This is a genomic window from Cobetia sp. UIB-001, assembly GCF_044789135.1.
Taxonomy (GTDB): Bacteria; Pseudomonadota; Gammaproteobacteria; order Pseudomonadales; family Halomonadaceae; genus Cobetia; species Cobetia amphilecti.
On the sequence record NZ_CP058244.1, the window covers coordinates 712,796 to 735,020 of the forward strand.

18 protein-coding genes are annotated in these 22,225 nt (G+C 64.1%); 5 read left to right on the plus strand and 13 right to left on the minus strand.

Annotated elements, in window-relative coordinates; genetic code table 11:
• Positions 1–63 precede the first annotated feature (63 nt).
• Positions 64–996 carry an amidohydrolase gene (locus tag HA399_RS02990; protein WP_107335475.1) on the plus strand — a complete coding sequence of 311 codons (933 nt, stop codon included), beginning with the start codon at positions 64–66 and terminating at the stop codon, positions 994–996.
• A gap of 194 nt (positions 997–1,190) precedes the next feature.
• Here HA399_RS02990 and HA399_RS02995 read toward each other — a convergent pair whose 3' ends face one another.
• The 4 genes from HA399_RS02995 to leuS all read right to left on the minus strand — a co-directional run bounded on the left by HA399_RS02995 (position 1,191) and on the right by leuS (position 6,268).
• Entirely contained in the window at positions 1,191–1,541 is a 351-nt protein-coding gene (locus HA399_RS02995; RefSeq protein ID WP_404326007.1) for a hypothetical protein, read from the minus strand.
• 21 nt (positions 1,542–1,562) lie between these two features.
• Positions 1,563–2,621, minus strand: coding sequence for a DNA polymerase III subunit delta (gene holA, locus HA399_RS03000; protein WP_043335288.1), 1,059 nt, complete (start codon positions 2,619–2,621; stop codon positions 1,563–1,565).
• A gap of 315 nt (positions 2,622–2,936) precedes the next feature.
• Positions 2,937–3,482, minus strand: a complete 546-nt coding sequence (gene lptE / locus HA399_RS03005) for an LPS assembly lipoprotein LptE (RefSeq protein WP_404326009.1) — start codon at positions 3,480–3,482, stop codon at positions 2,937–2,939.
• A gap of 185 nt (positions 3,483–3,667) precedes the next feature.
• Positions 3,668–6,268 carry a leucine--tRNA ligase gene (gene leuS / locus HA399_RS03010; RefSeq protein ID WP_279837238.1) on the minus strand — a complete coding sequence of 867 codons (2,601 nt, stop codon included), beginning with the start codon at positions 6,266–6,268 and terminating at the stop codon, positions 3,668–3,670.
• A gap of 319 nt (positions 6,269–6,587) precedes the next feature.
• Here leuS and HA399_RS03015 point away from each other — a divergent pair, with 319 nt between their 5' ends.
• Together HA399_RS03015 and HA399_RS03020 are read left to right on the plus strand one after the other, a co-directional pair.
• Complete coding sequence (locus HA399_RS03015) at positions 6,588–7,268, plus strand: zinc ribbon-containing protein (protein ID WP_404326010.1); 681 nt, start codon at positions 6,588–6,590, stop codon at positions 7,266–7,268.
• Entirely contained in the window at positions 7,268–8,482 is a 1,215-nt protein-coding gene (locus tag HA399_RS03020; RefSeq protein WP_404326011.1) for a tetratricopeptide repeat protein, read from the plus strand. The genes HA399_RS03015 and HA399_RS03020 overlap by 1 nt, the downstream gene beginning before the upstream one ends.
• 124 nt (positions 8,483–8,606) lie before the next feature.
• Here the strand turns inward: HA399_RS03020 and HA399_RS03025 are convergent, their stop codons facing one another.
• The 6 genes from HA399_RS03025 to miaB all read right to left on the minus strand — a co-directional run bounded on the left by HA399_RS03025 (position 8,607) and on the right by miaB (position 15,641).
• On the minus strand, positions 8,607–9,359 hold the full coding sequence (locus HA399_RS03025; RefSeq protein WP_043335281.1) for a YdcF family protein: 753 nt from the start codon (positions 9,357–9,359) through the stop codon (positions 8,607–8,609).
• Between the two features lie 103 nt (positions 9,360–9,462).
• Positions 9,463–10,980 carry an apolipoprotein N-acyltransferase gene (gene lnt / locus HA399_RS03030; protein ID WP_404326013.1) on the minus strand — a complete coding sequence of 506 codons (1,518 nt, stop codon included), beginning with the start codon at positions 10,978–10,980 and terminating at the stop codon, positions 9,463–9,465.
• Between the two features lie 85 nt (positions 10,981–11,065).
• A complete protein-coding gene (locus HA399_RS03035; RefSeq protein WP_052384764.1) occupies positions 11,066–11,974 on the minus strand; it encodes an HlyC/CorC family transporter in 909 nt (302 codons plus the stop codon).
• A 128-nt stretch (positions 11,975–12,102) separates the two neighbouring features.
• Positions 12,103–12,912 carry an rRNA maturation RNase YbeY gene (gene ybeY, locus HA399_RS03040; RefSeq protein WP_404326016.1) on the minus strand — a complete coding sequence of 270 codons (810 nt, stop codon included), beginning with the start codon at positions 12,910–12,912 and terminating at the stop codon, positions 12,103–12,105.
• Positions 12,909–14,018 carry a PhoH family protein gene (locus tag HA399_RS03045; RefSeq protein ID WP_052384763.1) on the minus strand — a complete coding sequence of 370 codons (1,110 nt, stop codon included), beginning with the start codon at positions 14,016–14,018 and terminating at the stop codon, positions 12,909–12,911. The genes ybeY and HA399_RS03045 overlap by 4 nt, the downstream gene beginning before the upstream one ends.
• Positions 14,019–14,291: 273 nt before the next feature.
• The gene (gene miaB / locus HA399_RS03050) at positions 14,292–15,641 is read right to left on the minus strand and encodes a tRNA (N6-isopentenyl adenosine(37)-C2)-methylthiotransferase MiaB (protein WP_043335279.1); all 1,350 of its coding nucleotides are present in this window, start codon (positions 15,639–15,641) and stop codon (positions 14,292–14,294) included.
• 836 nt (positions 15,642–16,477) lie between these two features.
• On the opposite strand from miaB, the gene HA399_RS03055 reads away from it, so the two are divergent.
• Complete coding sequence (locus HA399_RS03055) at positions 16,478–17,176, plus strand: TIGR04211 family SH3 domain-containing protein (protein ID WP_082388145.1); 699 nt, start codon at positions 16,478–16,480, stop codon at positions 17,174–17,176.
• Between the two features lie 40 nt (positions 17,177–17,216).
• On the plus strand, positions 17,217–17,888 hold the full coding sequence (tmpT, locus tag HA399_RS03060) for a thiopurine S-methyltransferase (protein ID WP_225996460.1): 672 nt from the start codon (positions 17,217–17,219) through the stop codon (positions 17,886–17,888).
• Between the two features lie 149 nt (positions 17,889–18,037).
• On the opposite strand, the gene HA399_RS03065 is transcribed toward tmpT, so the two are convergent.
• The 3 genes from HA399_RS03065 to ggt all read right to left on the minus strand — a co-directional run bounded on the left by HA399_RS03065 (position 18,038) and on the right by ggt (position 22,055).
• Entirely contained in the window at positions 18,038–18,643 is a 606-nt protein-coding gene (locus HA399_RS03065; RefSeq protein ID WP_052384762.1) for a YajG family lipoprotein, read from the minus strand.
• A 202-nt stretch (positions 18,644–18,845) separates the two neighbouring features.
• On the minus strand, positions 18,846–20,129 hold the full coding sequence (locus HA399_RS03070) for an MFS transporter (protein ID WP_404326019.1): 1,284 nt from the start codon (positions 20,127–20,129) through the stop codon (positions 18,846–18,848).
• A 165-nt stretch (positions 20,130–20,294) separates the two neighbouring features.
• Complete coding sequence (gene ggt, locus HA399_RS03075; RefSeq protein ID WP_404326021.1) at positions 20,295–22,055, minus strand: gamma-glutamyltransferase; 1,761 nt, start codon at positions 22,053–22,055, stop codon at positions 20,295–20,297.
• Positions 22,056–22,225 lie beyond the last annotated feature (170 nt).

Sequence of the window (22,225 nt, forward strand, 5' to 3'; positions counted from 1 at the left end):
GGGCGATCGAGCGTCACGTCGCCCCGGGCTTGATGATTGAGGTTACGCGAGGGAGTCGCATCGATGGACTGGAATCATGTCGAGCAGGATCTGCCGCGCGCCACGCCGCCCAGACCCTTGCCACACCCCCTGACCTTCCGGTTGCCGGCGGGCAGTATAGATTGTCACCTTCACCTGTTTGGTGACCCGGTGCGTTACCCATTGGCGGCGGACAGAACCTATGACCCGGCCCCCGTGGGGCTCAATGAAGCACTCGAGATGCATCATGCATTGGGCGCCAGCCATGGCGTGCTGATACAGCCCAGTGTCTATGGCTATGACAATCGCCTGTTGTGCGACAGCCTGCAGAGCTGTCGTGAGCGTGGGCTGGATTACCGTGGCGTGGCGGTTGTCACCCCCGACATCAGTGATGCCGAGCTTGAGCGGCTCTCCGAGCTGGGAGTCTGTGGCGTTCGCCTCAACCTGATCTTCGCCGGCGGGTTGCGCTGGCGTGATGTGGTGCTGCTGGCGGATCGCCTGGCACGCTTCAAGTGGCACCTGGAATGTCTGATCGATGTCTCGACCTTCCGTGACATGGAAGCGCGCCTCGGCAGCTTGCCGGTGCCGGTGGTGATCGACCACATGGGCCATCTGGCGGCCACGCGTGGCCCTGAATGTCCCGGCTTTGCCGCGCTGTGTCGACTGCTCAAGCAGGGGCGCACTTGGGTCAAGCTGTCGGCGCCTTACCGACTGACCACGCGTGGTCGCTTGCCTTACTCCGATGTCACGGCGCTGGTGCGGGCGCTGGTAGCGGCCAATCCGGAGCGCGTGGTGTGGGGCAGTGACTGGCCGCATCCCTATATCGGCGTCGAGATGCCGGAGGAGGACACCCTGGCCGAGCTGATGCAGCGCTGGTTACCGGAGCGCGAGATGCGCGAGAAGATCTTCCGCGACAATCCGCGCAAGCTTTATGGCTACAAGGCGTTCGTGAAGTCCAAGGCGGATGCGGCGCACTGAGCAAAGAGTTGCCACGCTTGCAGGGCGCAGTTGAGTGACGCGGCATCACTTGTATAAGCCGAAAAGCCGCATAAGGCAGAGAAGTCGAATGACAAGACGCCCCCATCAGCCTGCTGGTGGGGGCGTCTTGATGATTGGCGAAGAAAGACAAGCGAGGAGCAGGGGAGAAAGACAAGCGAGAAGGCGCGCAGCGTCTAGCGGGTCTGGAAGGCCACGCGGGTGCCATGGGCCAGCAGGCTGGCATTGTCGATCGGCGTCGTGGGCAGGCCGATCATCTCATTCTGTACTTCCGCCCAGGTCTGAACGCCGTGGGTCAGCCCCAGCGGCAACAGCAGGCGACTGACCCACTGGGTGCCGGTGAAACGCAGGGACTGGCCGCTGTCATCGACCAGACGACTGATGCCAGCGGCATGATGCAGGCGGACCACATGAAGCCCTTGATCCAGCGTCTGCACTTCCACTGTCAGGGTATTGCCTTCGGCGAGCCACAGCCGCAGGGTCTCGACGTCGACGGCTTCGCCAAGCGTGCTGGAGGAAGTCTGCATGCGTTCTCCCGGGTGTCTGAATCACACCACCTTGTAGGCGTGGGGCAGTTCGGCCAGTGGGCCGCGTCCGCCGGCGAGCGTCAGGGCGAGATCGACCATCCCGTCCCAGATGGGCAGCGTCATCCCGCCCTTGATCGCCATGTCGAGTCGCTGCGAGAACAGCAGCAGCTTGTGCAGGCGCTTGTGGGGCAGGCGGTTGAGCGCCTGTTGATAGAAGGGGCGACGCTTGTCGAAGATCATCGGCTTCTGCGCCTTGCAGGCATGCTCGAAGCTCTGGCCTTGATCGAGGTGCTGGCGCAGCGAGAGCAGGGTGCGCAGCTCGCGGGTCAGGGCCCACAGGATCACCGGCGGCTCGACGCCTTCTCCCCGCAGCCCGAGCACGATGCGGCCACTGCGCTCGACTTCCCCCTTCAGACACGCATCGGCCAGCGTGAAGACATCATAGCGGGCATTGTCCTCGACGCCCTGGACGATGGCATTGCCATCCAGGCGTGCGCCCGGCGGGTGCAGCAGCGCCAGCTTCTGCAGCTCCTGATCCGCGGCCAGCAGGTTGCCCTCGATGCGCTCGGCCAGCAGGCGAGCGGCGTCCTGATTCAGCTCGAGGCCGTGACGACGGGCGCGGTCGCGAATCCAGAAGCCGAGGCGGGAATGGTCCACCGGCCACACCGCGATGAAGACGCCGACCTTCTCCAATGCCTTGAACCACGCCGTCTGCTGCACCTTGCGATCGAGACGCGCTGCGGTGATCAGCAGGATGTCGCCATCCTTCTCGATGCGCTCGGCGTAGGCCTTGAGGACCTTGCTGCCTTCCTGGCCGGCACTCTGGGTGCCCATGCGCAGCTCGATCAGCTTGCGCGAGGCGAACAGTGACATGCTGGCGGCAGACTCGGTCAAACGGCCCCACTGAAAGCCGTTCTCGACATGCAGTACCTCACGCTCCTCGACACCGGCAGCGCGCGCCGCACGTCGGATGGCGTCGCAGCTTTCCTGGTGAATCAGCGGCTCATCACCGGCCACGATGTAGACGGGAGACAGGCGCTTGTTGAGCTGCTCGTCGAGCTTGTCGGGATAGACCTTCATGAATGTCCTTCGATACTGCGCGGGTCTGGTGGGCAAGTGCGCCTAAAGGCTCGGGCGGCCATTCACGAGCGGGGTGCTTAGCCCCGACGTGATGGTGGCCCTGAACAGGCACGGCCCCATGATGATCGGTTGCCCGATATCGTGGAGCCGTGCCTGGCGAACGTTGCGACTTCCAATCTCTACCAACTGCTGCCAGCTTTCTTCCACTTCTCCCGGCTTCGCCTGTCGTCAATCGTCTGGCCTTTCAGCACTCATGGATCACGATTCACGACTCATGACTTACGAACGGGGCGCCTCAGTGCGGGAGCGTGGAGCTCAGGGCTTGATCGCGCGCAGGCGCTCCAGCAACTGACGGCTCAGGTCACGATTGACTTCCCCGGCCGCACGCTCATGTACGTTGTCGGTGTTGAGCAGGTCATCATCGTTGGTATAGAAGAAGCTGCTGGCCTGCAGCTCCTGCTGGTTGGCCAGGTAGGCCCCATCGGACTTGCGCTGCAGCGAGTAGGTCAGGCGATAGGTCAGCTCACGCTTGATGCTGCCGGCATCGCCGTAGGTGATCTGCTGCACGTTCTCACGGACCTTGCCCAGGTTGAGGGTCAGCGGGGCGCTGTCGCTCAACCGGACGTCGGCACGCTCGAGAGCGTCGCGCAGGGCGTCGTGGGTCTTGGTGATCGGTGCCTGGACGTCCAGCTCGGTGATGGCCATCGGCGCATCGTTCACGCCGCGCAGCTGGAAGCCGCAGCCGCTCAGTGTCAGCGCCAGGCCGACGCCGAGGGCGGCCAGCACACGACGGCGGCCGAGGCCGCGGGATGCATGCTCTGATGTGTCTGCTGAAACACTGGAAGACTTCGCTTGCGTCACCGTGACCTCCTGTCATGAACGAGTGTCATGAATATTTTGCGAGAGCGCTGCGTGGGGCCTGTCAGCATCACGCAGCGCACGGAATATGGCCGTCAGAGACCGACATCCTTCCAGCTGCCTGTCGGGCTCTGACGGGACCGGCGACTCGGGCCGCCGGTATCTTGCTCGGTCTGGTCGGGTCGCTATCAGTTGGCGACGATATTGACCAGCTTGCCCGGCACCACGATCACCTTGCGCACCGTCTTGCCATCGGTGTGCTTGGTGACATTGGCATCTGCCAGCGCCGCGGCTTCGATGGCGTCGCGATCGGCATCGGCGGCGAAGGACAGACGCGCACGCAGCTTGCCGTTGACCTGCACGACCAGCTCGATGCTGTCCTTCTTCATCGCCTCGGCATCGGCGGCCGGCCAGCTGGCGTCGATCACGGCTTCGTCGTGGCCCAGTGTCGCCCACAGCGAGTGGCTGGCATGCGGGATGATCGGCGACAGCAGCAGCACGCAGGCCTCGACGGCTTCACGGCTGACGGCCAGACCCTGCTCGGAGGTGTCCTCGAAGCGGCTGATGGCGTTGACCAGCTCCATCACGGCCGCGATGGCGGTGTTGAAGGTGGTGCGGCGGCCGATGTCGTCGCTGCACTTGGCGATGGTCTCGTGTGTCTTGCGACGCAGTGCCTTCTGATCATCGTTCAGGGCGGTCACGTCCAGCGCGCCCGGAGTGCCGGCGGCGACATGCTCGTGGACCAGACGCCAGACGCGCTTGACGAAGCGGTGTGCGCCCTCGACACCGGAATCGGACCATTCCAGCGACTGCTCAGGCGGCGCGGCGAACATCATGAACAGGCGCACGGTGTCGGCGCCGAAGCGGTCGATCATCGACTGCGGGTCCACGCCGTTGTTCTTGGACTTGGACATCTTCTCGGTGCCACCGATTTCCACCGGCAGACCATCAGACTTCAGCACGGCCTTGATGGCGCGGCCCTTGTCGTCGGTCTCGACGTCCACGTCCAGCGGGTTGAACCAGTCGCGGCCGCCCTTGGCGTTGATGCGGTAGTAGGTGTCCGCGATCACCATGCCCTGGGTCAGCAGCTGCTTGAACGGCTCGTCGCTGTCGACCAGGCCGAAGTCACGCATCAGCTTGTGGAAGAAGCGCGAGTAGAGCAGGTGCAGGATGGCGTGCTCGATGCCGCCGATGTAGTAATCGACCGGCAGCCAGTAGTTGGCGCGCTCGTCGAGCATGGCATCGGCGTTGTCCGCACAGCAGAAGCGCGCGTAGTACCAGGAGGACTCCATGAAGGTGTCGAAGGTATCGGTCTCGCGCTGCCAGCCATCGCCCAGGTCACTGAAGGACGGCATCTTCTTGATCGGCGAGCCACCGGAGGCGTCGAATTCGACTTCCAGCGGCAGTGCGACCGGCAGTTCGTCGTCGGTCAGCGGGATGGATTCACCGTTCGGGCCATTCTTGACCGGGATCGGTGCGCCCCAGTAGCGCTGACGGGAGACGCCCCAGTCGCGCAGACGGAAGTTGGTCTTGACCTCACCACGGCCCTGCTCGACCAGGCGCGCGGCGATGGCATCGAAGGCGCTCTCGAAGTCGAGGCCATCGAAGTCACCGGAGTTGATCAGCACGCCGTGCTCGGTGAAGGCGGCTTCGCTGACGTCAGGCGCATTGCCGTCGGCATCGGCGATCACGGCTTCGATCGGCAGGTCGTACTTGGTGGCGAATTCGTGGTCACGCTCGTCGTGGGCCGGCACGGCCATCACGGCACCGGTGCCGTATTCCATCAGCACGAAGTTGGCGACGAAGACCGGCACTTCACGGCCGGTCAGCGGGTGGATGGCCTTGAAGCCGGTATCCATGCCGCGTTTTTCCATGGTCGCCATGTCGGCTTCGCTGGTGCCGCCACGCGCGCACTCGGCGTTGAACTCGGCAAGCTCGGCATTGTGCTCCGCCGCGGCCTTGGCCAGCGGGTGAGCGGCGGCGACGCCGACGTAGGTCACGCCCATCAGGGTGTCCGGACGGGTGGTGAAGACGGTCAGGGATTCCTGCACCTGGCTGGCCTTGGCATCGAGGCCGAAGCTCAATTCGACACCGCGCGACTTGCCGATCCAGTTGCGCTGCATGGTCTTGACCTGCTCCGGCCACTCGACCTTGTCGAGGTCGGCCAGCAGCTCTTCGGCATAATCGGTGATGCGCAGGAACCACTGCGGGATTTCCTTGCGCTCGATCAGCGCGCCGGAACGCCAGCCACGGCCGTCGATGACCTGCTCATTGGCGAGCACGGTCTGGTCTGCCGGGTCCCAGTTGACGATGGAACTCTTCTTGTAGACGACACCCTTCTCGACCAGCTTGGCGAAGAACCACTGCTCCCAGCGATAGTATTCCAGGTCGCAGGTGGCGAATTCACGGCTCCAGTCGTAGGCGAAGCCCAGCGCCTTGAGTTGATCGCGCATGTAGGCGATGTTCTCGTGGGTCCACTTGCCCGGCGCGACGTTGTTCTTCATCGCGGCGTTTTCCGCCGGCAGGCCGAAGGCGTCCCAGCCCATCGGCTGCATGACGTTCTTGCCCTGCATGCGCTGGAAGCGCGAGATCACGTCACCGATGGTGTAGTTGCGCACGTGACCCATGTGCAGCTTGCCGCTGGGGTAGGGGAACATCGACAGGCAGTAGAACTTCTCGCGGTTGGCATCTTCCACCGCCTTGAAACACTGATTTTTCTCCCAGTACTGCTGGGCAGCCTGTTCGATCTGATCGGGAGCGTACTGTTGAGAAGTATCCTGTGAATCCATCGGGTCCGTCACTACCTTGGCATTGGCCGCTACCCGTCACCAGGGACAGGCAGGGCGTGAAGAGGTGGGCGGTCACATCGGGATGGGCCGCCGCTGTCTGCGATGGGGTCAAGTCTACCCCAGACGCCAGGCCTCAGGTAGGGGAGGCGAGCCCTGTGGCGCCAGGCGAATGCGCTTCATGCTGCCAGTGTCACGCCCTTGATGCGTGTCAGGGAGTGGAAGAGTGTGGCTTGTGTCGCAACGCCAACGCCACCATGCTGAAGGTAGAGCGCCATGCCCTCCCGCAGTACGGGAGAAGGTGAAGACACAAGGAGAGTCCATGAGCCAACCACGTGAACCCCGCGATCCCCATGAGCCGATCAGCGCCACGGATCGTGATACGGCTGCCACGTCCTCGCACGACAGTGGCTTTGAAGATACGCCGATGCCCTCGCGCTCAGCCTCCAGTCAGCCACAGGGCGAAGGTGAAGGACGTCTCGGCGATGCCTATGGGCGAATCCTGACGCGGCTGGAAGACAGCAGCGGTGAGCTGTCGTGGGATGGCCTCAAGGCCGAGCTGGATGAAGCGGTCAAGTTCGAGGCCGAGGTCGAGGAATTCACGCTCGACGAGCTGGCGCTGCTGCGTGCCTGGGTCGAGCGTGACATGCGTGAATTCCGCCGCCACCTGGCGACCGGTGGAGAAGGGATCGCCAGTTGGCTGGGGATCGATCTCTCGGTGCTGTCGCGCAGTGTCAGTTCCGCGCTGATGTCGATCGCGGATCGCACCGTGGTGGATCGCGCCCACTTCGAGGAAGACCTCGAAGCCGCGCGCGCCGACTACACCAGCGGCGAGGTCATCGCGCCGGGGCTATTGCATTGCGTGCACTGCGAGTCGACCACCACGCTCACGCGGCCCAGCGTGCTGGAACCCTGCCATGCCTGTGGACATCGTTTCTTCTCGCGTGGCGCGCCGCCCGTCACTCGTCAGTCTCCCGCGGCCGATGAGAGTGATCAGGGCTGATGGCGACACCGTCAGACTGGTTCGCCCCGGCGCATGCCACCTGGAGCGCCGGTCAGCGCCACAAGGCATTGCAACAGCTGATCGATCACTTCAATCAGCGCCCGCGTCCACGTGAGGCGGGCCTCTTCAAGCAGATCTCCTATTACCTGTTTCTGCTCGCGGATTATCGCTCGGCCAGCCAGATTCTGGCCCAGGGGCATGTGGAGTGTCCGGCCGATGAAGAGATCGCGCTCAATCAGGTGGTGTGTCTATCGCGCGCCAATGATGCCGCCGGCTCGCTGGCGGCCGGTGAGGCATTGGCCGCACGAGGCTGTCTCAATCCGGTGCTGTTCGACTCGCTGGCCAGTAGCGCGGCCAGACTCAAGCGCCATGACGAGGCACGCGAGCATGGCAGTCGCGCCCTGGCGCTCAAGGACGAGCAGCATGGGGGCCTGGCGTTTGCGAAGAGCTGGCGGCTGCCCGCCGAATCCCCCTCGGCAGTCGCCGCCGGCAAGACGCGCGTGCTGTCCTTCGGCCTCTGGGGCAAGGGGCCGCGCTACTTGAACGGCATGCTGCATAACCTGCTGTTGGCACCGGTGCTGTATCCGGGGTGGCGGGTTCGGCTCTATCACGATGACAGCGTGCCCGATGATTTCCTGGCTCTGGCGCGGGAACTGGACGCCGAGCTGATCGAGCGTCCCTCCAGTGACACCCTGAGACAGCGGCTGTGTTGGCGCTTCGCGGTCGCCGATGACCCGGCGGTGGGCTACTTCGTGGTTCGCGACTGCGACAGCGTCATCAGCCTGCGCGAAGTGCGCGCGGTGCAGATGTGGCTGACGTCCGGGCGCTTCTTCCATGTCATGCGTGACTGGTGGAGTCATACCGATCTGGTGCTGGCGGGGCTGTGGGGCGGGGTGGCCGGAGTCCTGCCGCCACTCGAGACATTGCTGGCCCAGTGGCAGCCACAGCATGTCGAGACGCCGAATATCGATCAGTGGTTCATGAAGGAATGCGTGTGGCGCTACCTGCGCGAAAGCCTGGTCAGCCACGACCGGTGTTACTCGCTGCAGATCAAGGGTCGCGACAGCCTGAAGTTCCCGGACGACGTACTGGGAGAAGCACCTGGCGGCACGGCGCATGTCGGCAGTGACGAGTGGACGCGTGATCGCGCCTTCCAGCTCCGCCAGCTGGGGCCATGGCTCAAGGAGGCCAGCTGGATGCGTGACAGCGAATGAGCACAATCCTGCGATAAGCTCCCGATGAGCGGGTTATATAGACACACGAAGGGCTGCCCATGGGCAGCCCTTCGTGTGTCTTGCCAGCAGTCCTTTGCTTGTCTTGCCAACAGCGCTGTCGGGTCTAGCGACCCACCAGCCAGCCGATCCATTCGTGCAGTGCCCAGCGTGACTGGGTCAGCGCGGAGCTGTTGGGGATCCAGGCATCGATACCCAGTCCGGACACCGTGGTGTAGCCCACCGGCGCCGGGATGATGGTGCGGAAGCCCTGGTTCTGGAAATTGCGCATCGCGCGCGGCATGTGCCAGGCGCTGGTCACCAGCACGATCTTGTTGATGTCGTCCTGCTCGAGCATCTCGCGCGTGAAGAGCGCATTCTGCTGGGTGTTCTCGCTGCGGTTCTCCAGCCAGCGCGCCGGGTAGTCGAATTCATCGATCAGCGAGCGCTGCATCAGCTCGGCGAGGGTGCCGTCATCGGAGGACGATACCTTGCCACCGGTGAGCAGAATCGGCAGCTCCGCGTTGCGGGCCACGCGGACGCCTTCGTCCAGGCGGCTGAGCGTCTCGCCATTGATGCGATCGCGGCCCTGCAGCTCCGGGGCGTCGTAGTAGCGTCCGCCGGAAAGCACGACCACGGCCTGCGCCTGGATCCACTCTGCCGGCTCACTGGGCTGAATGCGCTCCAGCCCTGACATCAGGCGCGTGGAGACGACAGGCGAGGACAGCAGCCACATGCCCAGGATGGCCACGACCATCATGGCGCGTGCCAGGCCCGGCCAGCGCTTGAGCACGAGCATGGCCAGGAACAGCAGCAGGAGAGGCCCGCCGGGCGGCAATACCAGGTCCTTGATGATGCCGAGTAACTCGGTGATGCCCATTGTGGTCTCGCTTGTGCAGAGGCAGTGCCGGGCATCGGCCCGGCAACGGGTAAGGTTGAGCGTTCAAGCGTCTGAGGCCCTGGGGACTCACACGTTCTGGCCCTCAGGCGTCCTGCGGGCGTTGACGGCGCGCCTTGAGGCATTCGTTGATGCCCAGCACAAGGCCCGGCGCCAGCAGCAGCGCGATCAGGATCCACACCGGCAGCAGGCCGTAGTGCATCCAGGGCGTCATGCCCAGTTGCAGGCGGATATCGCCAGTGACGGTGGCCTCCTCGAACTGGGGTGCCTGGGCGATGATCTCACCCTGCGGCGAGATGATCGCCGTGACGCCATTGCTGGTGGCTCGCAGAAGATAGCGGCCGTTTTCCAGCGCGCGCAGCTGAGCCATCTGCAGGTGCTGCAGCGGCCCGATGGAGTGACCGAACCAGGTGTCATTGGAGACGGTCAGCAGCACGGTAGAGCTCAAGGCGCGCTGGCGGACCAGCTCTGGATAGACGATCTCATAGCAGATCGCCACGCCGATGCGCAGACCGCTGACCATCAGCGGCGGCTGCTGGCTGTCGCCCGACTGCATGCTCGACATCGGCAGGTCCAGGAAACCGATGATGCCCCGCAACCAGCTTTCCAGCGGCACATACTCGCCGAAGGGCACCAGATGTTCCTTGCGATACTGGGCCGACGGGTCATCGATGGGAATCACGCTGTTGTAGAAGCGATTGTCGGCGTCACGCTCGACGATCCCGGTAATCAGACCGGTCTTGGGCGGCAGAGTTGCCTGGATGCGCTCGAGGAAGGGCTCGGCCTGGTCGCGCAGCATCGGCAGTGCCGTCTCCGGCCACACGATCAGATCAGCATCGTCCTGCACGGCGCGCGTCATCGCGGCGTAGGTATTGGCCGCACGACGCTGCCCTTCGGCGCTCCACTTGATCAACTGCGGCAGGTTGCCTTGCAGCAGGGCGACGCGTGCCGGCTGGCCGCCGGACTGTGTCCAGCTGGTCGGCAGCAGCAGACCCGCGCTCCACAGCACGAGCAGCGGCGCGATCGCCCACCAGCGGCGGCGCAGCGCCAGATTCCACAGCAGCGCACCGGACAGCGCGATGATCAGCGAGATGCCGTAGACGCCAAGCACCGGCACCCAACTGGCCAGCGGTGAGCCCACGGCACTGTTGCCCAGCAGCAGCCACGGGAAGCCGGTGAAGGCCCAGGTACGGAACAGCTCGCTGAGCACGAACACCGCAGCGAATGACAGCACATCGAGCTTGCGTGAGCAGAAGCGCTGCCACAGGCCCATCCACAGCATCGGGAACAGCGCCATGCAGGCCACGAACAGCATCGTCAGCAGCACCGCCAGCGGCATGCCGGTATAGCCATAATCATGGATCGAGACGTAGACCCAGCTGGCCCCGCTGCCGAACAGGCCGACCCCGAACCACCAGGCGCGCAGGAAGCCACCGCCTTCCATGCGCAGCGCCCCGTAGAGCAGGCCTGCGCCGATCGGGCCCAGCCACCACTGCTCGAAGGGGGCAAAGCTCAGGGTGACCAGTACCCCGGCAATGATCGCCAGTACATTGGCCAGCAACGAGGCGCCCGGGAAGCTCCTCGCGCGGGGGGAATCTGACATGCCGCTCTCCTTGAAAATGCCAGACACATCGGCGGATGTGTCTGGCATTGTCCTCTATCGGGTCAGCCTGTGGTCAGGCCATGAATCACTCGCCGCTGATGTGCGCACGATGCTCGGCCGAGGGCGGCGCGTCACCGGTGGCATCTTCCAGACGGCATACCTGTACCTGACGAATGCGACGATTGTCCGCATTGAGCACCGTGAAACGCCAGCCGGCGAAATCGGTGGATTCCTGACGGCGCGGCATGTGACCGAAGCGCTGAATCATCAGACCGCCGATGGTGTCGAATTCCTCATCGGAGAAGTCGGTATCGAAGTGCTCGTTGAAGTCATCGATGGTGGTCAGCGCGCTGACGGCGAATTGGCCATCGCCCAGCTCGCGGATGTCCTCATCCTCATCGGTGTCGTGCTCATCCTCGATATCCCCGACGATCTGCTCGAGGATATCCTCGATGGTGACAAGGCCTGCCGTGCCGCCGTACTCGTCGATGACCACCGCCATGTGATTGCGGGTCTCGCGGAATTCCTTGAGCAGGCTGTTGAGGCGCTTGGATTCGGGGATGAACATCGCCGGACGGATCGCTTCGCGCAGATCGAAGCGCTTGCGCTCGCTGTCATTTTGCAGAATCAGCGGCAGCAGGTCCTTGGCCAGCAGGATGCCGAGCACCTCGTCGAGGTTCTCGTCGATGACGGGATAGCGGGAGTGAGCCGATTCGAGAATCAGCGGCAGGTACTCCTCCGGGCGCTGATCGACCTGAATGGCCTGCACCTGGGAGCGGGGGATCATCACCTCGCGCACCTGCTGGTCGCTGATTTCCAGCGCGCCTTCGATGATGGCGATGGCGTCCTGATCGAGGTTGAGGCGTGGGCCTACCTCAGCCAGAAACTGGAGCAGCTCGCTACGGGAGCTGGGTTCGTCGGTGTCGCTTGAGAAGGCGCCGAACAGCTTATCGAGCCAGGTTTTCGATTGGCTTCCCGATCGGTCTTCGCTCATGCGTTAGTTTCTCTTTTCCTCGGTGGCGATACCCCATCGTCGTGGTGGTATCGGGGCAGCCGAGTGACCCGGGGACAAGCCCCGAACCACCCGACGGCGGGTGCTGCCGATGCGCAGGGGCGCCGGCATCAGTGATTCTCTTCCCGGTAGGGGTCGGCGATGCCGAGCCCTGCCAGCACATGACGCTCGAGCGCTTCCATGCGTTCGGCTTCATCGTCCTCGATATGGTCATAGCCGAGCAAGTGCAAGGTGCCATGGACCAGCATGTGGGCGAAATGATTTTCCAGCGACTTGCCCTGTTCCCGCGCCTCGCGGGCGACGACATGCACGCTGATGATCAGGTCGCCCAGAAAGCGCTGCTCATCAAGAGCTTGCTCAGCCGCGGTCTCGGTAGCCGCAGAGCCGAGGGCAGAAGACGCGGCGCCAGAAGTCGAGAAGCCAGAAGACGCGGCGTCAGAGGCATCTGCCTCGTCAGCTTCGCTCATGGCGTCTGACGCCAGCATGACATCGTCGCTGTTGTGACCGTCGAGACCTTCCTCTTCGCCGGCGTCCAGGTCGCCCTCCGGCATGCCCGCAAGCGGCAGGCTGTCGTCATCGCCTTCCTCGGCGAAGCGCGCGGCCAGTTCCGGCGGCAGGGCGAAGTCGTCCAGATCCAGTGGCTCATGCGGGAAGGACAGCACGTTGGTCGGGGAGTCCTTGCCGCGATAATCGCGATTGAGGCCCTGACTCTCGGCTTCTTCCACCAGACGCACGGTCAGCTCGTACGGCGCCGCGGCGGCGCTGGCATCGCGCTCCAGCGCGCCATCTTCCGCGGCGGCCAGCAGCGCAGCCGCCACCCAGGCTTCCAGCTGATGGCTGGCCGGCAGCGGCTGGCCATCGAATTCACTCTCGCCGATGGCCAGTTGCAGGTCCACGACGACCGCAGGGGCTTCGCTCACTGGCTACCTCCCGTCGGGGTGCTGGCAGGCGGCACGTTGCTCTGGGCATTCAGCGCCGCCATGCGGGCTTCGCGCTCGGCCTGACGCTGCTCGCGACGCTCGCCTTCCTGCTGCTCTTCCGCGGCTTCGAAGGTGTCGTAGGCCTCGACGATGCGCTGCACCAGCGGGTGACGCACGACGTCCTTGGCCAGGAAACGCGTGATGCTGATCCCCGGGGTGTCCTTGAGGACCTCCATCACGTGCGCGAGACCTGACTGGGTGCCACGCGGCAGATCGACCTGTGAAACGTCACCGGTGATGACGGCGGTGGAGCCGAAACCGATGCGCGTCAGGAACATCTTCATCTGCTCGCGCGTGGTGTTCTGGGACTCATCGAGAATGATGTAGGCGTTGTTGAGCGTCCGGCCGCGCATGTAGGCCAACGGCGCGATCTCGATGATCTGGCGCTCGATCATCTTGTTGACGTGCTCGAAGCCGAGCATCTCGTACAGGGCGTCGTAGAGCGGGCGCAGGTAGGGGTCGATCTTCTGGGCCAGGTCCCCCGGCAGGAAGCCGAGCTTCTCGCCGGCCTCGACCGCCGGACGCACCAGCAGGATGCGTCGCACTTCGTTGTTGTTGAGCGCTTCCACGGCAGCGGCGACGGCAAGGTAGGTCTTGCCGGTACCGGCCGGGCCGATGCCGAAGTTGATGTCGTGATTGCGCATCTCGGTGACATAGCCCTGCTGGTTGAAGCCGCGCGGGCGCACCAGCACCTTGGGCGTGCGGATCACCACATCACCGTAGGTGGCGCCCTGGTCCTCGGCGGCCTCGACCAGTGCCTCGACGCCGGATTCCTGCAGGAACAGATGAACGGTCTCGGCATCGACTTCGCCGGCGCCAGTCTCGCGATACAGATGCTCCAGCACGTTGGCGGTCGCCTTCACGGCGGCCGCGGGGCCTGCGATCTGGAAGTCGTTGCCGCGATTGCGCAGGGTGACACCGAGCCGGGATTCGATCAGCTTGAGATGCTCGTCGCGCTGGCCGGTCAGGCTGGCCAGACGCTGCGGGTCTGCCGGCTCAAGCGTCATGTTGAGAATGCGATTGGCTTGCTGTGACTGGTGGCTCAAGGCGTCGAATATCCTGATAGTGATGAGTGACGATGATGCTTGGCGATGAGGGGCAGCCGCGATGGCAGATGCACGCGCGTGATGCACGGGGCGCTCTGCCCGCCACGGCGCATGACGGCGCCATTTCAGTGTCAATGGTGACGCGTTGCCGAAGTCTCAAGAGAGCTTAATGCGCGATGGCCGTACAGGGCAATTGTCCTGTACGGCCAGCGTGGCTATCTGCTTGATAGTGGGGGCTGATGGCGCCTCGTCAATGTCGTGAGCGACGAGCGATCAATAGCGGTAGGGCGAGCTGAGCTCACCGCGCAGCGAGTTGGGGTAGGCCTCGGTGATCTCGACATCCACCAGGTAGCCGATCAGCTCGGTCGGGTTGGCGGCGCGGAAGTTGACCACCCGATTGTTCTCGGTGCGCCCTGACAGCAGGCCCGGGTCACGCGGCGAGAAGCCGGAGACCAGGATGCGCTGGGTGGTGCCGACCATCTTGCGACCGATCTGCATCGCCTGCTGGTTGATGCGCTCCTGCAGGATGAGCAGGCGCTCCTTCTTCACCTCTTCCGGGGTGTCATCTTCCAGATTCGCCGCCGGGGTGCCCGGACGCGCGGAGTAGATGAAGCTGAAGGAGTGATCGAAGCCGATCTGGCCGATCAGGTCCATGGTGTCCATGAAGTCCTGATCGGTCTCGCCCGGGAAGCCGACGATGAAGTCGGAGGAGAAGCTGATGTCCGGGCGCAGCGCGCGGATGCGTTCGAGCTTGTCGATGTAGAGGTCACGCTCGTGGCCGCGCTTCATCGCCGCCAGGATGCGGTTGGAGCCCGACTGCACCGGCAGGTGCAGGTGGCTGACCAGCTCCGGGATCTCACCGAAGGCCTCGATCAGCGAGTCCTTGAACTCCAGCGGATGCGAGGTGGTGAAGCGGATGCGGTCGATGCCCTCGACCTGCGCCACGCAGCTGATCAGCTCGGCGAGGTCGATCTCCTCACCCAGCTGGTTGAGACCGGCGTAGGCGTTGACGTTCTGGCCCAGCAGGTTGATCTCGCGCACGCCCTGGTCGGCCAGGTGGATGACTTCATCCATCACCTTCTCGAAGGGACGCGAGACTTCCTCACCGCGGGTGTAAGGCACCACACAGAAGGTGCAGTACTTGGAGCAGCCTTCCATCACCGAGACGAAGGCGCTGGCACCGTCGCTCTTGGGCGCGGGCAGGTTGTCGAACTTCTCGATCTCGGGGAAGGTCACGTCGACCACGGAAATCTGCTTGAGGCTGTCGCGGCGGGTGTCGAGCATCTTCGGCACGCGGTGCAGAGTCTGCGGGCCGAACACCATGTCCACATGCGGGGCACGCTTGCGCAGGTTGTCGCCTTCCTGGCTGGCCACGCAGCCGCCGACGCCGATCACCAGCTCCGGGTTCTTTTCCTTGAGCTTCTTCCAGCGTCCCAGCTGGTGGAACACCTTTTCCTGCGCCTTCTCGCGGATGGAGCAGGTGTTGAGCAGGATGACGTCTGCTTCGGATTCGTCGCTGGTGACTTCCATCTGATGCGATTCGCCGAGCAGATCCGCCATGCGCGCGGAGTCATACTCGTTCATCTGGCAGCCGTGAGTCTTGATGAAGAGTTTCTTCGCCATTGCCTTGTGTGAACGCTCTGAGCTGCGCGCCGGGGCTTCATTCACTTCACGCTCGGACACTCAACACGGTGAGGGCAAGAGGAAGCGGTCAGGAGAAGCGGGCGCGACTTGTAATGAATGAGCCCCGGCGCCGATGGCTGGCCGGGAATCGAGGGCGCGACGATACTGTGCCAAGCGGCACGCTGATCGGGTCGAGGCCAAAATCGGGACGGCACAGTATAGGAGTCTGCCGGCCATGCGGCCAGCCCTGTCGCATCGCTGTCAGCAATGAGGAGGATGCCTGCCAACCACCGGTTCAGCCTGATGGTGGCTGTGGTATCCTCACGAGAAAGCCCGCGCATGCCCTGACGCTACAACAGGGGCTTGGCATGTTTCATAGTTATCAGGCAGGTGTTGCGCAACGCACATCAGGCTGTCAATGGCTTGATTTGTTGAGGTTTTCATGCCGATAGCCCGGCTGCCTGAGCTGGTTAAAATTTGATCGATTTGTTGGCGGGGCAGGCATTTCGCCGTGCGCAGACCTGCCCCTTTGAGGTTGTCCCAAGACTTATCCACAGAAAGTGTGGATGTCTGAAGACACTGAAATGACAGTCTCGGATTTTTCTCGCGGCAATTTCGTTACCGTACGTCCAAGCGCGACAGCGATGCCAGGCAGGACGCCTTGCATTGCGCAACCTGGCAGACACCGCATGGGCAGACAGGGCGAGGCTTCCTTCGCCCAAAAGCGGTCGATCATGTTCGGCATGTGGGGACGCAGGATTCAGCGCGCTTGCTCCTCATGCCCACACGCCTGACACGGTCGGCTTACGCCCTTAGACAGCCATGAAGAACACGATATGACGCGATTCTCCATTACCAGCACCCCTTCATCTTTCGGTCTCCTGTCACCCCGATCGCCGTGTTCGACGCTTGCGCGCTCACTGCGCCGTGTGGTGCTGGGGGCTGGCGTCGCCGGCAGCCTGCTGCTGGGCGCACCGCTGGCCAATGCGGCCACCGACCGCTGGGTCGCCGATGACCTCACCACCTTCGTGCGCAGTGGCCCGACGGATGGCTACCGCATCGTGGGCACGGTGGAAGCCGGCCAGCCGGTCGAGCTGCTCGAGGTCCAGAATGACTACAGCAAGATCCGCACCGCCAGCGGCGACGTGGTGTGGATTCCCTCCGCTGACCTGCAGGACACCCAGAGCGTCAATGCCCGGGTGCCCGAGCTGAGCGCCAGGGTCAAGGAATTGACTGCCAAGCTCGACGGCATCAATGAAGAGTGGGAAACCCGTGTCGAGGACATGAAGACCGGCCTCGAGACGCGTCAGGCGCGCATCGAGGAGCTTGAGCAGGCCAGCAACAGCCAGTCAGCCGAGCTTGCCCAGGCGCGCAGCAAGATGCAGGACATGGAAACCAAGCTCGATACCAAGAAGCAGGACCTGCTGATGCGCTACTTCATGTACGGCGGTGGCGTGGCGGGTGTCGGCCTGCTGGTCGGCCTGATCGTGCCGCACCTGCCGCGTCGCAAGAAGAAGCGTCACGGCTTCCTGTAAGGCATCCCGGTAACCGATAGCAGAGGGAGTGCGCCAGCTCATGTCGGCACAAGACACGACGATGGACGCGACGCCGGCCAGCGACCCCTGGCTGGCGCGATGGCAGGAAGGGCGGATCGGCTTTCATCTGCCCGCGACGCATTCGGCGCTGGAGCGCTGGTGGCCGCGGCTTGAGATCGCGGCGGGCGCCAAGGTGCTGGTGCCGTTGTGTGGCAAGAGTCTCGACATGCGCTGGCTGGCGGCGCAGGGCTATCCGGTGCTGGGCATCGAGCTTGCACGCCAGGCCTGTGAGCAGTTCGTCGCCGAAGGCGCCGGGGATGTCTCGCGCTATCGGCTGGAGCACTTCGAATGCTTCCGCCAGGGCATGGTCGAGCTGTGGTGCGGAGACTTCTTCCACTTCCATATCGACCATGTCGATCATCTCGACGCCTTCTATGATCGCGCCGCGCTGATCGCCTTGCCGCCGGCCACCCGGCAGCGTTACGCCTTCCATCTGGCGCAGCTGCTGCCCCCGGGCGCGCGTGGCCTGTTGATCAGTCTCGAGCGGCAGACGGAGCAGCATCAGGGCCCGCCGTTCCATGTCGCCGAAGACGAGATTCGTCAGCTGTTGAGCGCCAACTTCACGCTTGAGGTGCTGGAGCGTCGCGCCCCGGATGAGCGCGGGCTGCGTGAGACGGTATGGAGTCTGGTGCGCAAGGGACCGCGTCGCTGACGACTCAGGGGTGAACTTGTCAGTCAGGTCCAGTCTTCTTGAAAGTCCAGTCCTCATGAAAAACGCCACCGCCGCCCAATGGGCGGCGGTGGCGTTTTCGTTGGTGGCGAGCTGCTGTCGAACTTACTGATCGAGCTTGCTGATCAAGCCTACTGGTCGAGCTGGCGGATCAGCGTGGTGTCCTGGAAGGCGCGAGTCAGCGCATCGCCGATCACCTCAGAGACCATCTCGGTGTTCTTCTCCTGGCTCGGCTTGAGGGCATAGCCCTGATCACGCGTCGCGGTATAGCTGCCGGTATAGCGCTGCTTGCCGGACACGGCGACGGCCTTGATCACGCCATTGAGTGTCGCGGTATCGGTGATCAGGCCGCCACGCTTCACGCCATAGGCCAGCTCGGTCAGCGAGATGGTCAGCTCTGCTGCGCCCTGGTTGGCCTGCTCGGCGGACACCGGCACGAAGCCCATGCGGCGCAGGGCGCTGACGGTCTGGGCCTCAAGCTTGGGTGTCAGGTCGCCGGTCGGCACGACCAGATAGCTCGAGGCATTGGTGGCGCCATCGCGAGAGCCGATGCGCTCTGACGGACGCTCATCGAGCACGTCCACCACCACCTGTTGCCCGTGGCCGACCACGCCCATCTCGCCGACCTGCGGATTGACGTACAGGCGCTGCGGGCTGGTGCCGCAAGCGCTGAGAAGTGCCGCCGTGGCGATCAGTGCCACGCTCATGCAGGTGGTGCGCAACTTGTGCATCATCATCGGGGTTCCTGGGCCTGAGGCCGGTTGTCATGGGAGTCATCTCGGCCATCCGTTGCCAATATCTCGCCTGCAGCACGGGATGGCCGGAGCACAATGGCGCGAGTATAGGGCCAGAATGGCGCCCGAGCGTAGTGGAAATTCAGGCTCACGGCTGTCCTCTGCAAGCGACAGTGGTTGAGGTTCATGGCCCGTAGCCCATGGCTCATGCGCCGTCGACGCGTCTGCTCAAGGCCAGCAGGCCCAACAGCGGGCCGGGCAGCAAGGCCAGCAACAGCAGGCTGCCGTGGCCGGCGATCAGCGGCGTGAGCAAGGCGATCGAGACCAGTGACAGGCTGAAGCCGAAGGCATTCATCATCGCCAGGGCGCTGGCCTGCAGCTCGACCGGCGTGCCGCCCGCGGCGAGTGCCGAGAACTGTGGCGAGTCGATCACGGCCAGAAGGCTCCACAGCGCCAGCAGTGCCAGCAGCACGCCGTAACCGGCCTCAAGCTGCGTAGCAGCGACGAAGATCAACGTCAGCGTCACCGAGCCGGCGAGTCCGAGACGCGCCACCCACAGACTGCCTCGGCTGCGCGAGAGCCAGCCCCCGATGACGCAGCCGGGCGCGCCGATGGCGATGACGAGGAAGCTATGCCAGGCCAGGCTGGCAGGAGAGAGCGTCACGCCTGTCGCGCTGGCCATCTGGGTCAGCAGCAGAGGTGTCAGCGCCCACAGGGTGTACAGCTCCCACATGTGGCCGAAGTAGCCCAGTGCGCCGCGCACGAAGCCGGGATATTGCCAGGCCGCCAGGCCTCGTGTAGCACGTGCGAGAAAGGTGTTGCGGCCGTCTTTCGCCGCTGTTGCTTGGCGCGGGGCTGTGGCGGCTTTCGCCGCCGGTGGGGCCAGCATGGCGACCAGACCGGCACCGACGATGGCCAGCAGCGAGGCAGTGCTGATGGCTGCGCCCCATGGCAGCTGCATGCCTTCGCCCTGTTGCAGTGCGGCCAGTGCATGCGGCAGCCCGGTGCCAAGCACCAGCATGCCGACCAGCCAGGCGAGTGCGGCACCGGCACGGTCCGGTGCGGTCTGCACCATCAGCTTCAAGCCGATGGGGTAGATGCCGGCCAGTGCCAGCCCCGTCAGCACGCGCAAGCCTGAGGCGCTCAGCAGTCCCGGCGCGACCAACAACGCCAGATTGGTCAGCGCGCCCAGCACGCAGGAAGCCATGAACAGATGGCGCGCCGCGAAACGGTCCGCCAGGCCGGCAAGCCCCAGACCCAGGGTGCCGACGATGAAGCCGCCCTGCACCGAGGAAGTCAGCTGGCCGAGTGCCGCGGCGCTATCGCCGGTAAAGCCCCAGCTCGCCAGCATCGGCGTGAGTACTGCATTGGGGGTGAACCACAGGCTGGTGCCGAACAGCTGCGCCAGAGCGATCAAGGCGACCGGATAGCGGTTGGCCCATAGCCGCCAGCCAGAGATGGGCGGCGTGAGTGACTTGGTTGAGGACACGAGGGCACCTTGTAGGGCAGAGGGCGTGATGGCGCAGCAAGACGCGAACGGGCGACACCGAAGTGTCGCCCGTCACAGATAGCCCGCCCCATCAATGGGGTCAAGGCGTCATTGATGGGGCAGCTCGGCAACGCGGTGCAGAGGCTACCCCGTCGCAGCCGTCGTCTACAGCCCCATGGCCGAAGAGGTGGAGCGACGCGGGTCAGCACCGCCGTAGAAGGTGCCGTCGTCGATCATGATCGACTGGATGGCGCCCATGGCGTCCTTGGTCACCACCTTGTGGCCCATCGCCTCGAGCAGGCGGATGGTGTCCTTGCTGATGCCCGCCTCGATGCGAATCTCGTCCGGCAGCCACTGATGGTGGATGCGCGGTGCGCTGACCGCCGACTGGATGTTCATGCCGTGGTCGATCACGTTCATGATCACCTGCAGCGTGGTGGTGATGATGCGCGAGCCGCCGGGGCTACCGGTGACGAGGAAGTTCTTGCCATCCTTCATCACGATGGTCGGGCTCATGGAAGACAGCATGCGCTTGTTCGGCTCGATCTTGTTGGCGACGCCACCGATCAGGCCATAGGCATTCGGCACGCCCGGCTTGGCGGAGAAGTCATCCATCTCGTTGTTGAGCAGGAAACCTGCGCCATCGACCACGATGCCGGAGCCGTAGCTGAAGTTGATGGTGTAGGTATTGGAAACGGCCAGACCATTGCCATCGGCAATCGAGAAGTGGGTGGTCTGATTGGACTCATAGGGCTGCGGCTTGCCGGGCTTGACCTCGCTGGAAGGAGTGGCCTTGTTCATGTCGAACTGGGCGCGCAGCTCCTTGGCGTAGTCCTTGGAGATGATGCCCGACAGCGGCACATCGACGAAGTCGGTATCACCCAGATACTCCGAGCGGTCGGCGTAGGCACGGCGCATCGCTTCCGCCATCACGTGGATGGTGGCGGCGGAATTGAAGCCCATCGCCTGGATGTCATCGCCTTCGAGCATGTTGAGAATCTCGACGATGTGCGCGCCGCCGGAGGAGGGCGGGCTCATCGAGAAGATGTCATAGCCACGATAGGTACCGTGGACCGGCTCGCGGATGGCTGGCTCGTAGGCCTTCAGATCATCCAGCGTCATGATGCCGTCGTGGCGCTCCATCTCGGCCACGATCAGGCGGGCGGTCTCGCCCTCGTAGAACTCGCGCGGACCATTGGCGGCGATGCGCTTGAGGGTCGCGGCCAGTTCCGGCTGCTTGAACAGCTCACCGGCTTGATAGTTGCTGCCATCCGGCTTGTAGAACACCTTGGCGGTGCTGTCCCACTTGGCCAGGCGGTCCTTGGCATCGCTCAAGCCCTTGGCGAAGCGCGTCGGAATCACGAAGCCGTCTTCGGCCAGCTTGATGGCCGGGGCGAGCGCCTGCTCGAGACTCAGGGTGCCGTAGTCTTCCAGCGCCTTGGCCAGGCCGGCGACTGTGCCGGGCACGCCTGCCGCACGGTGGGTGAAGCGTGACCACTCGGAGACCGCCTCGCCATTCTCGTCCTGGAACATCGTCTCGCTGGCCGCCGCCGGGGCCTTCTCGCGGTAATCGATGGCCACCACTTCGCCGGTCTTCTCATCCGACACCAGCATGAAGCCGCCGCCACCGATGTTGCCGGAGCGCGGCTGGGTCACGGCCAGCGCGAAGCCTGCCACCACGGCGGCGTCGACGGCGTTGCCGCCATCGGCCAGCACATCGCGTGCGACCTGAGAGGCCAGATAGTGGCTGGTCGCGACCATGCCGTGCTGACCTTCCTGGGGGTGGAAGCGCTCGCCTTCCAGAATCGCGGAAGACTCGGCGAAGGCGGCGGGAATCGCCGTCGGTAGCAGACCGGCCAGCGGCAACAGTGCGGCGGCGGCCAGCGCCTTGAGATGTCTGCGGTTTGCGAGAGAGGTGTCGAACATGAGAGGTGTCGGTTCCTGTTATCGTTATAAGAGATGCGACATGACGCGTGCATTGCGAGGAACATGCGCAGAAGGCCAGCGAGCTGCTCACTGGGCCGAGAGAACAGCTTAACTATCAGTTGCTAATGCACCAATTTCAACTTTGCACGGCAATATTCTTGTTGGTGGCT

What these genes read in the sequence shown, in the direction of transcription:
- HA399_RS02990 (WP_107335475.1), top strand. Translation starts at nt 64, where the DNA reads ATGGACTGGAATCATGTCGAGCAGGATCTGCCGCGCGCCACGCCGCCC.
- HA399_RS02995 (WP_404326007.1), bottom strand. Translation starts at nt 1,541, where the DNA reads ATGCAGACTTCCTCCAGCACGCTTGGCGAAGCCGTCGACGTCGAGACC.
- holA (WP_043335288.1), bottom strand. Translation starts at nt 2,621, where the DNA reads ATGAAGGTCTATCCCGACAAGCTCGACGAGCAGCTCAACAAGCGCCTG.
- leuS (WP_279837238.1), bottom strand. Translation starts at nt 6,268, where the DNA reads ATGGATTCACAGGATACTTCTCAACAGTACGCTCCCGATCAGATCGAA.
- HA399_RS03015 (WP_404326010.1), top strand. Translation starts at nt 6,588, where the DNA reads ATGAGCCAACCACGTGAACCCCGCGATCCCCATGAGCCGATCAGCGCC.
- HA399_RS03020 (WP_404326011.1), top strand. Translation starts at nt 7,268, where the DNA reads ATGGCGACACCGTCAGACTGGTTCGCCCCGGCGCATGCCACCTGGAGC.
- HA399_RS03025 (WP_043335281.1), bottom strand. Translation starts at nt 9,359, where the DNA reads ATGGGCATCACCGAGTTACTCGGCATCATCAAGGACCTGGTATTGCCG.
- lnt (WP_404326013.1), bottom strand. Translation starts at nt 10,980, where the DNA reads ATGTCAGATTCCCCCCGCGCGAGGAGCTTCCCGGGCGCCTCGTTGCTG.
- HA399_RS03035 (WP_052384764.1), bottom strand. Translation starts at nt 11,974, where the DNA reads ATGAGCGAAGACCGATCGGGAAGCCAATCGAAAACCTGGCTCGATAAG.
- miaB (WP_043335279.1), bottom strand. Translation starts at nt 15,641, where the DNA reads ATGGCGAAGAAACTCTTCATCAAGACTCACGGCTGCCAGATGAACGAG.
- HA399_RS03055 (WP_082388145.1), top strand. Translation starts at nt 16,478, where the DNA reads ATGACGCGATTCTCCATTACCAGCACCCCTTCATCTTTCGGTCTCCTG.
- tmpT (WP_225996460.1), top strand. Translation starts at nt 17,217, where the DNA reads ATGTCGGCACAAGACACGACGATGGACGCGACGCCGGCCAGCGACCCC.
- HA399_RS03065 (WP_052384762.1), bottom strand. Translation starts at nt 18,643, where the DNA reads ATGATGATGCACAAGTTGCGCACCACCTGCATGAGCGTGGCACTGATC.
- ggt (WP_404326021.1), bottom strand. Translation starts at nt 22,055, where the DNA reads ATGTTCGACACCTCTCTCGCAAACCGCAGACATCTCAAGGCGCTGGCC.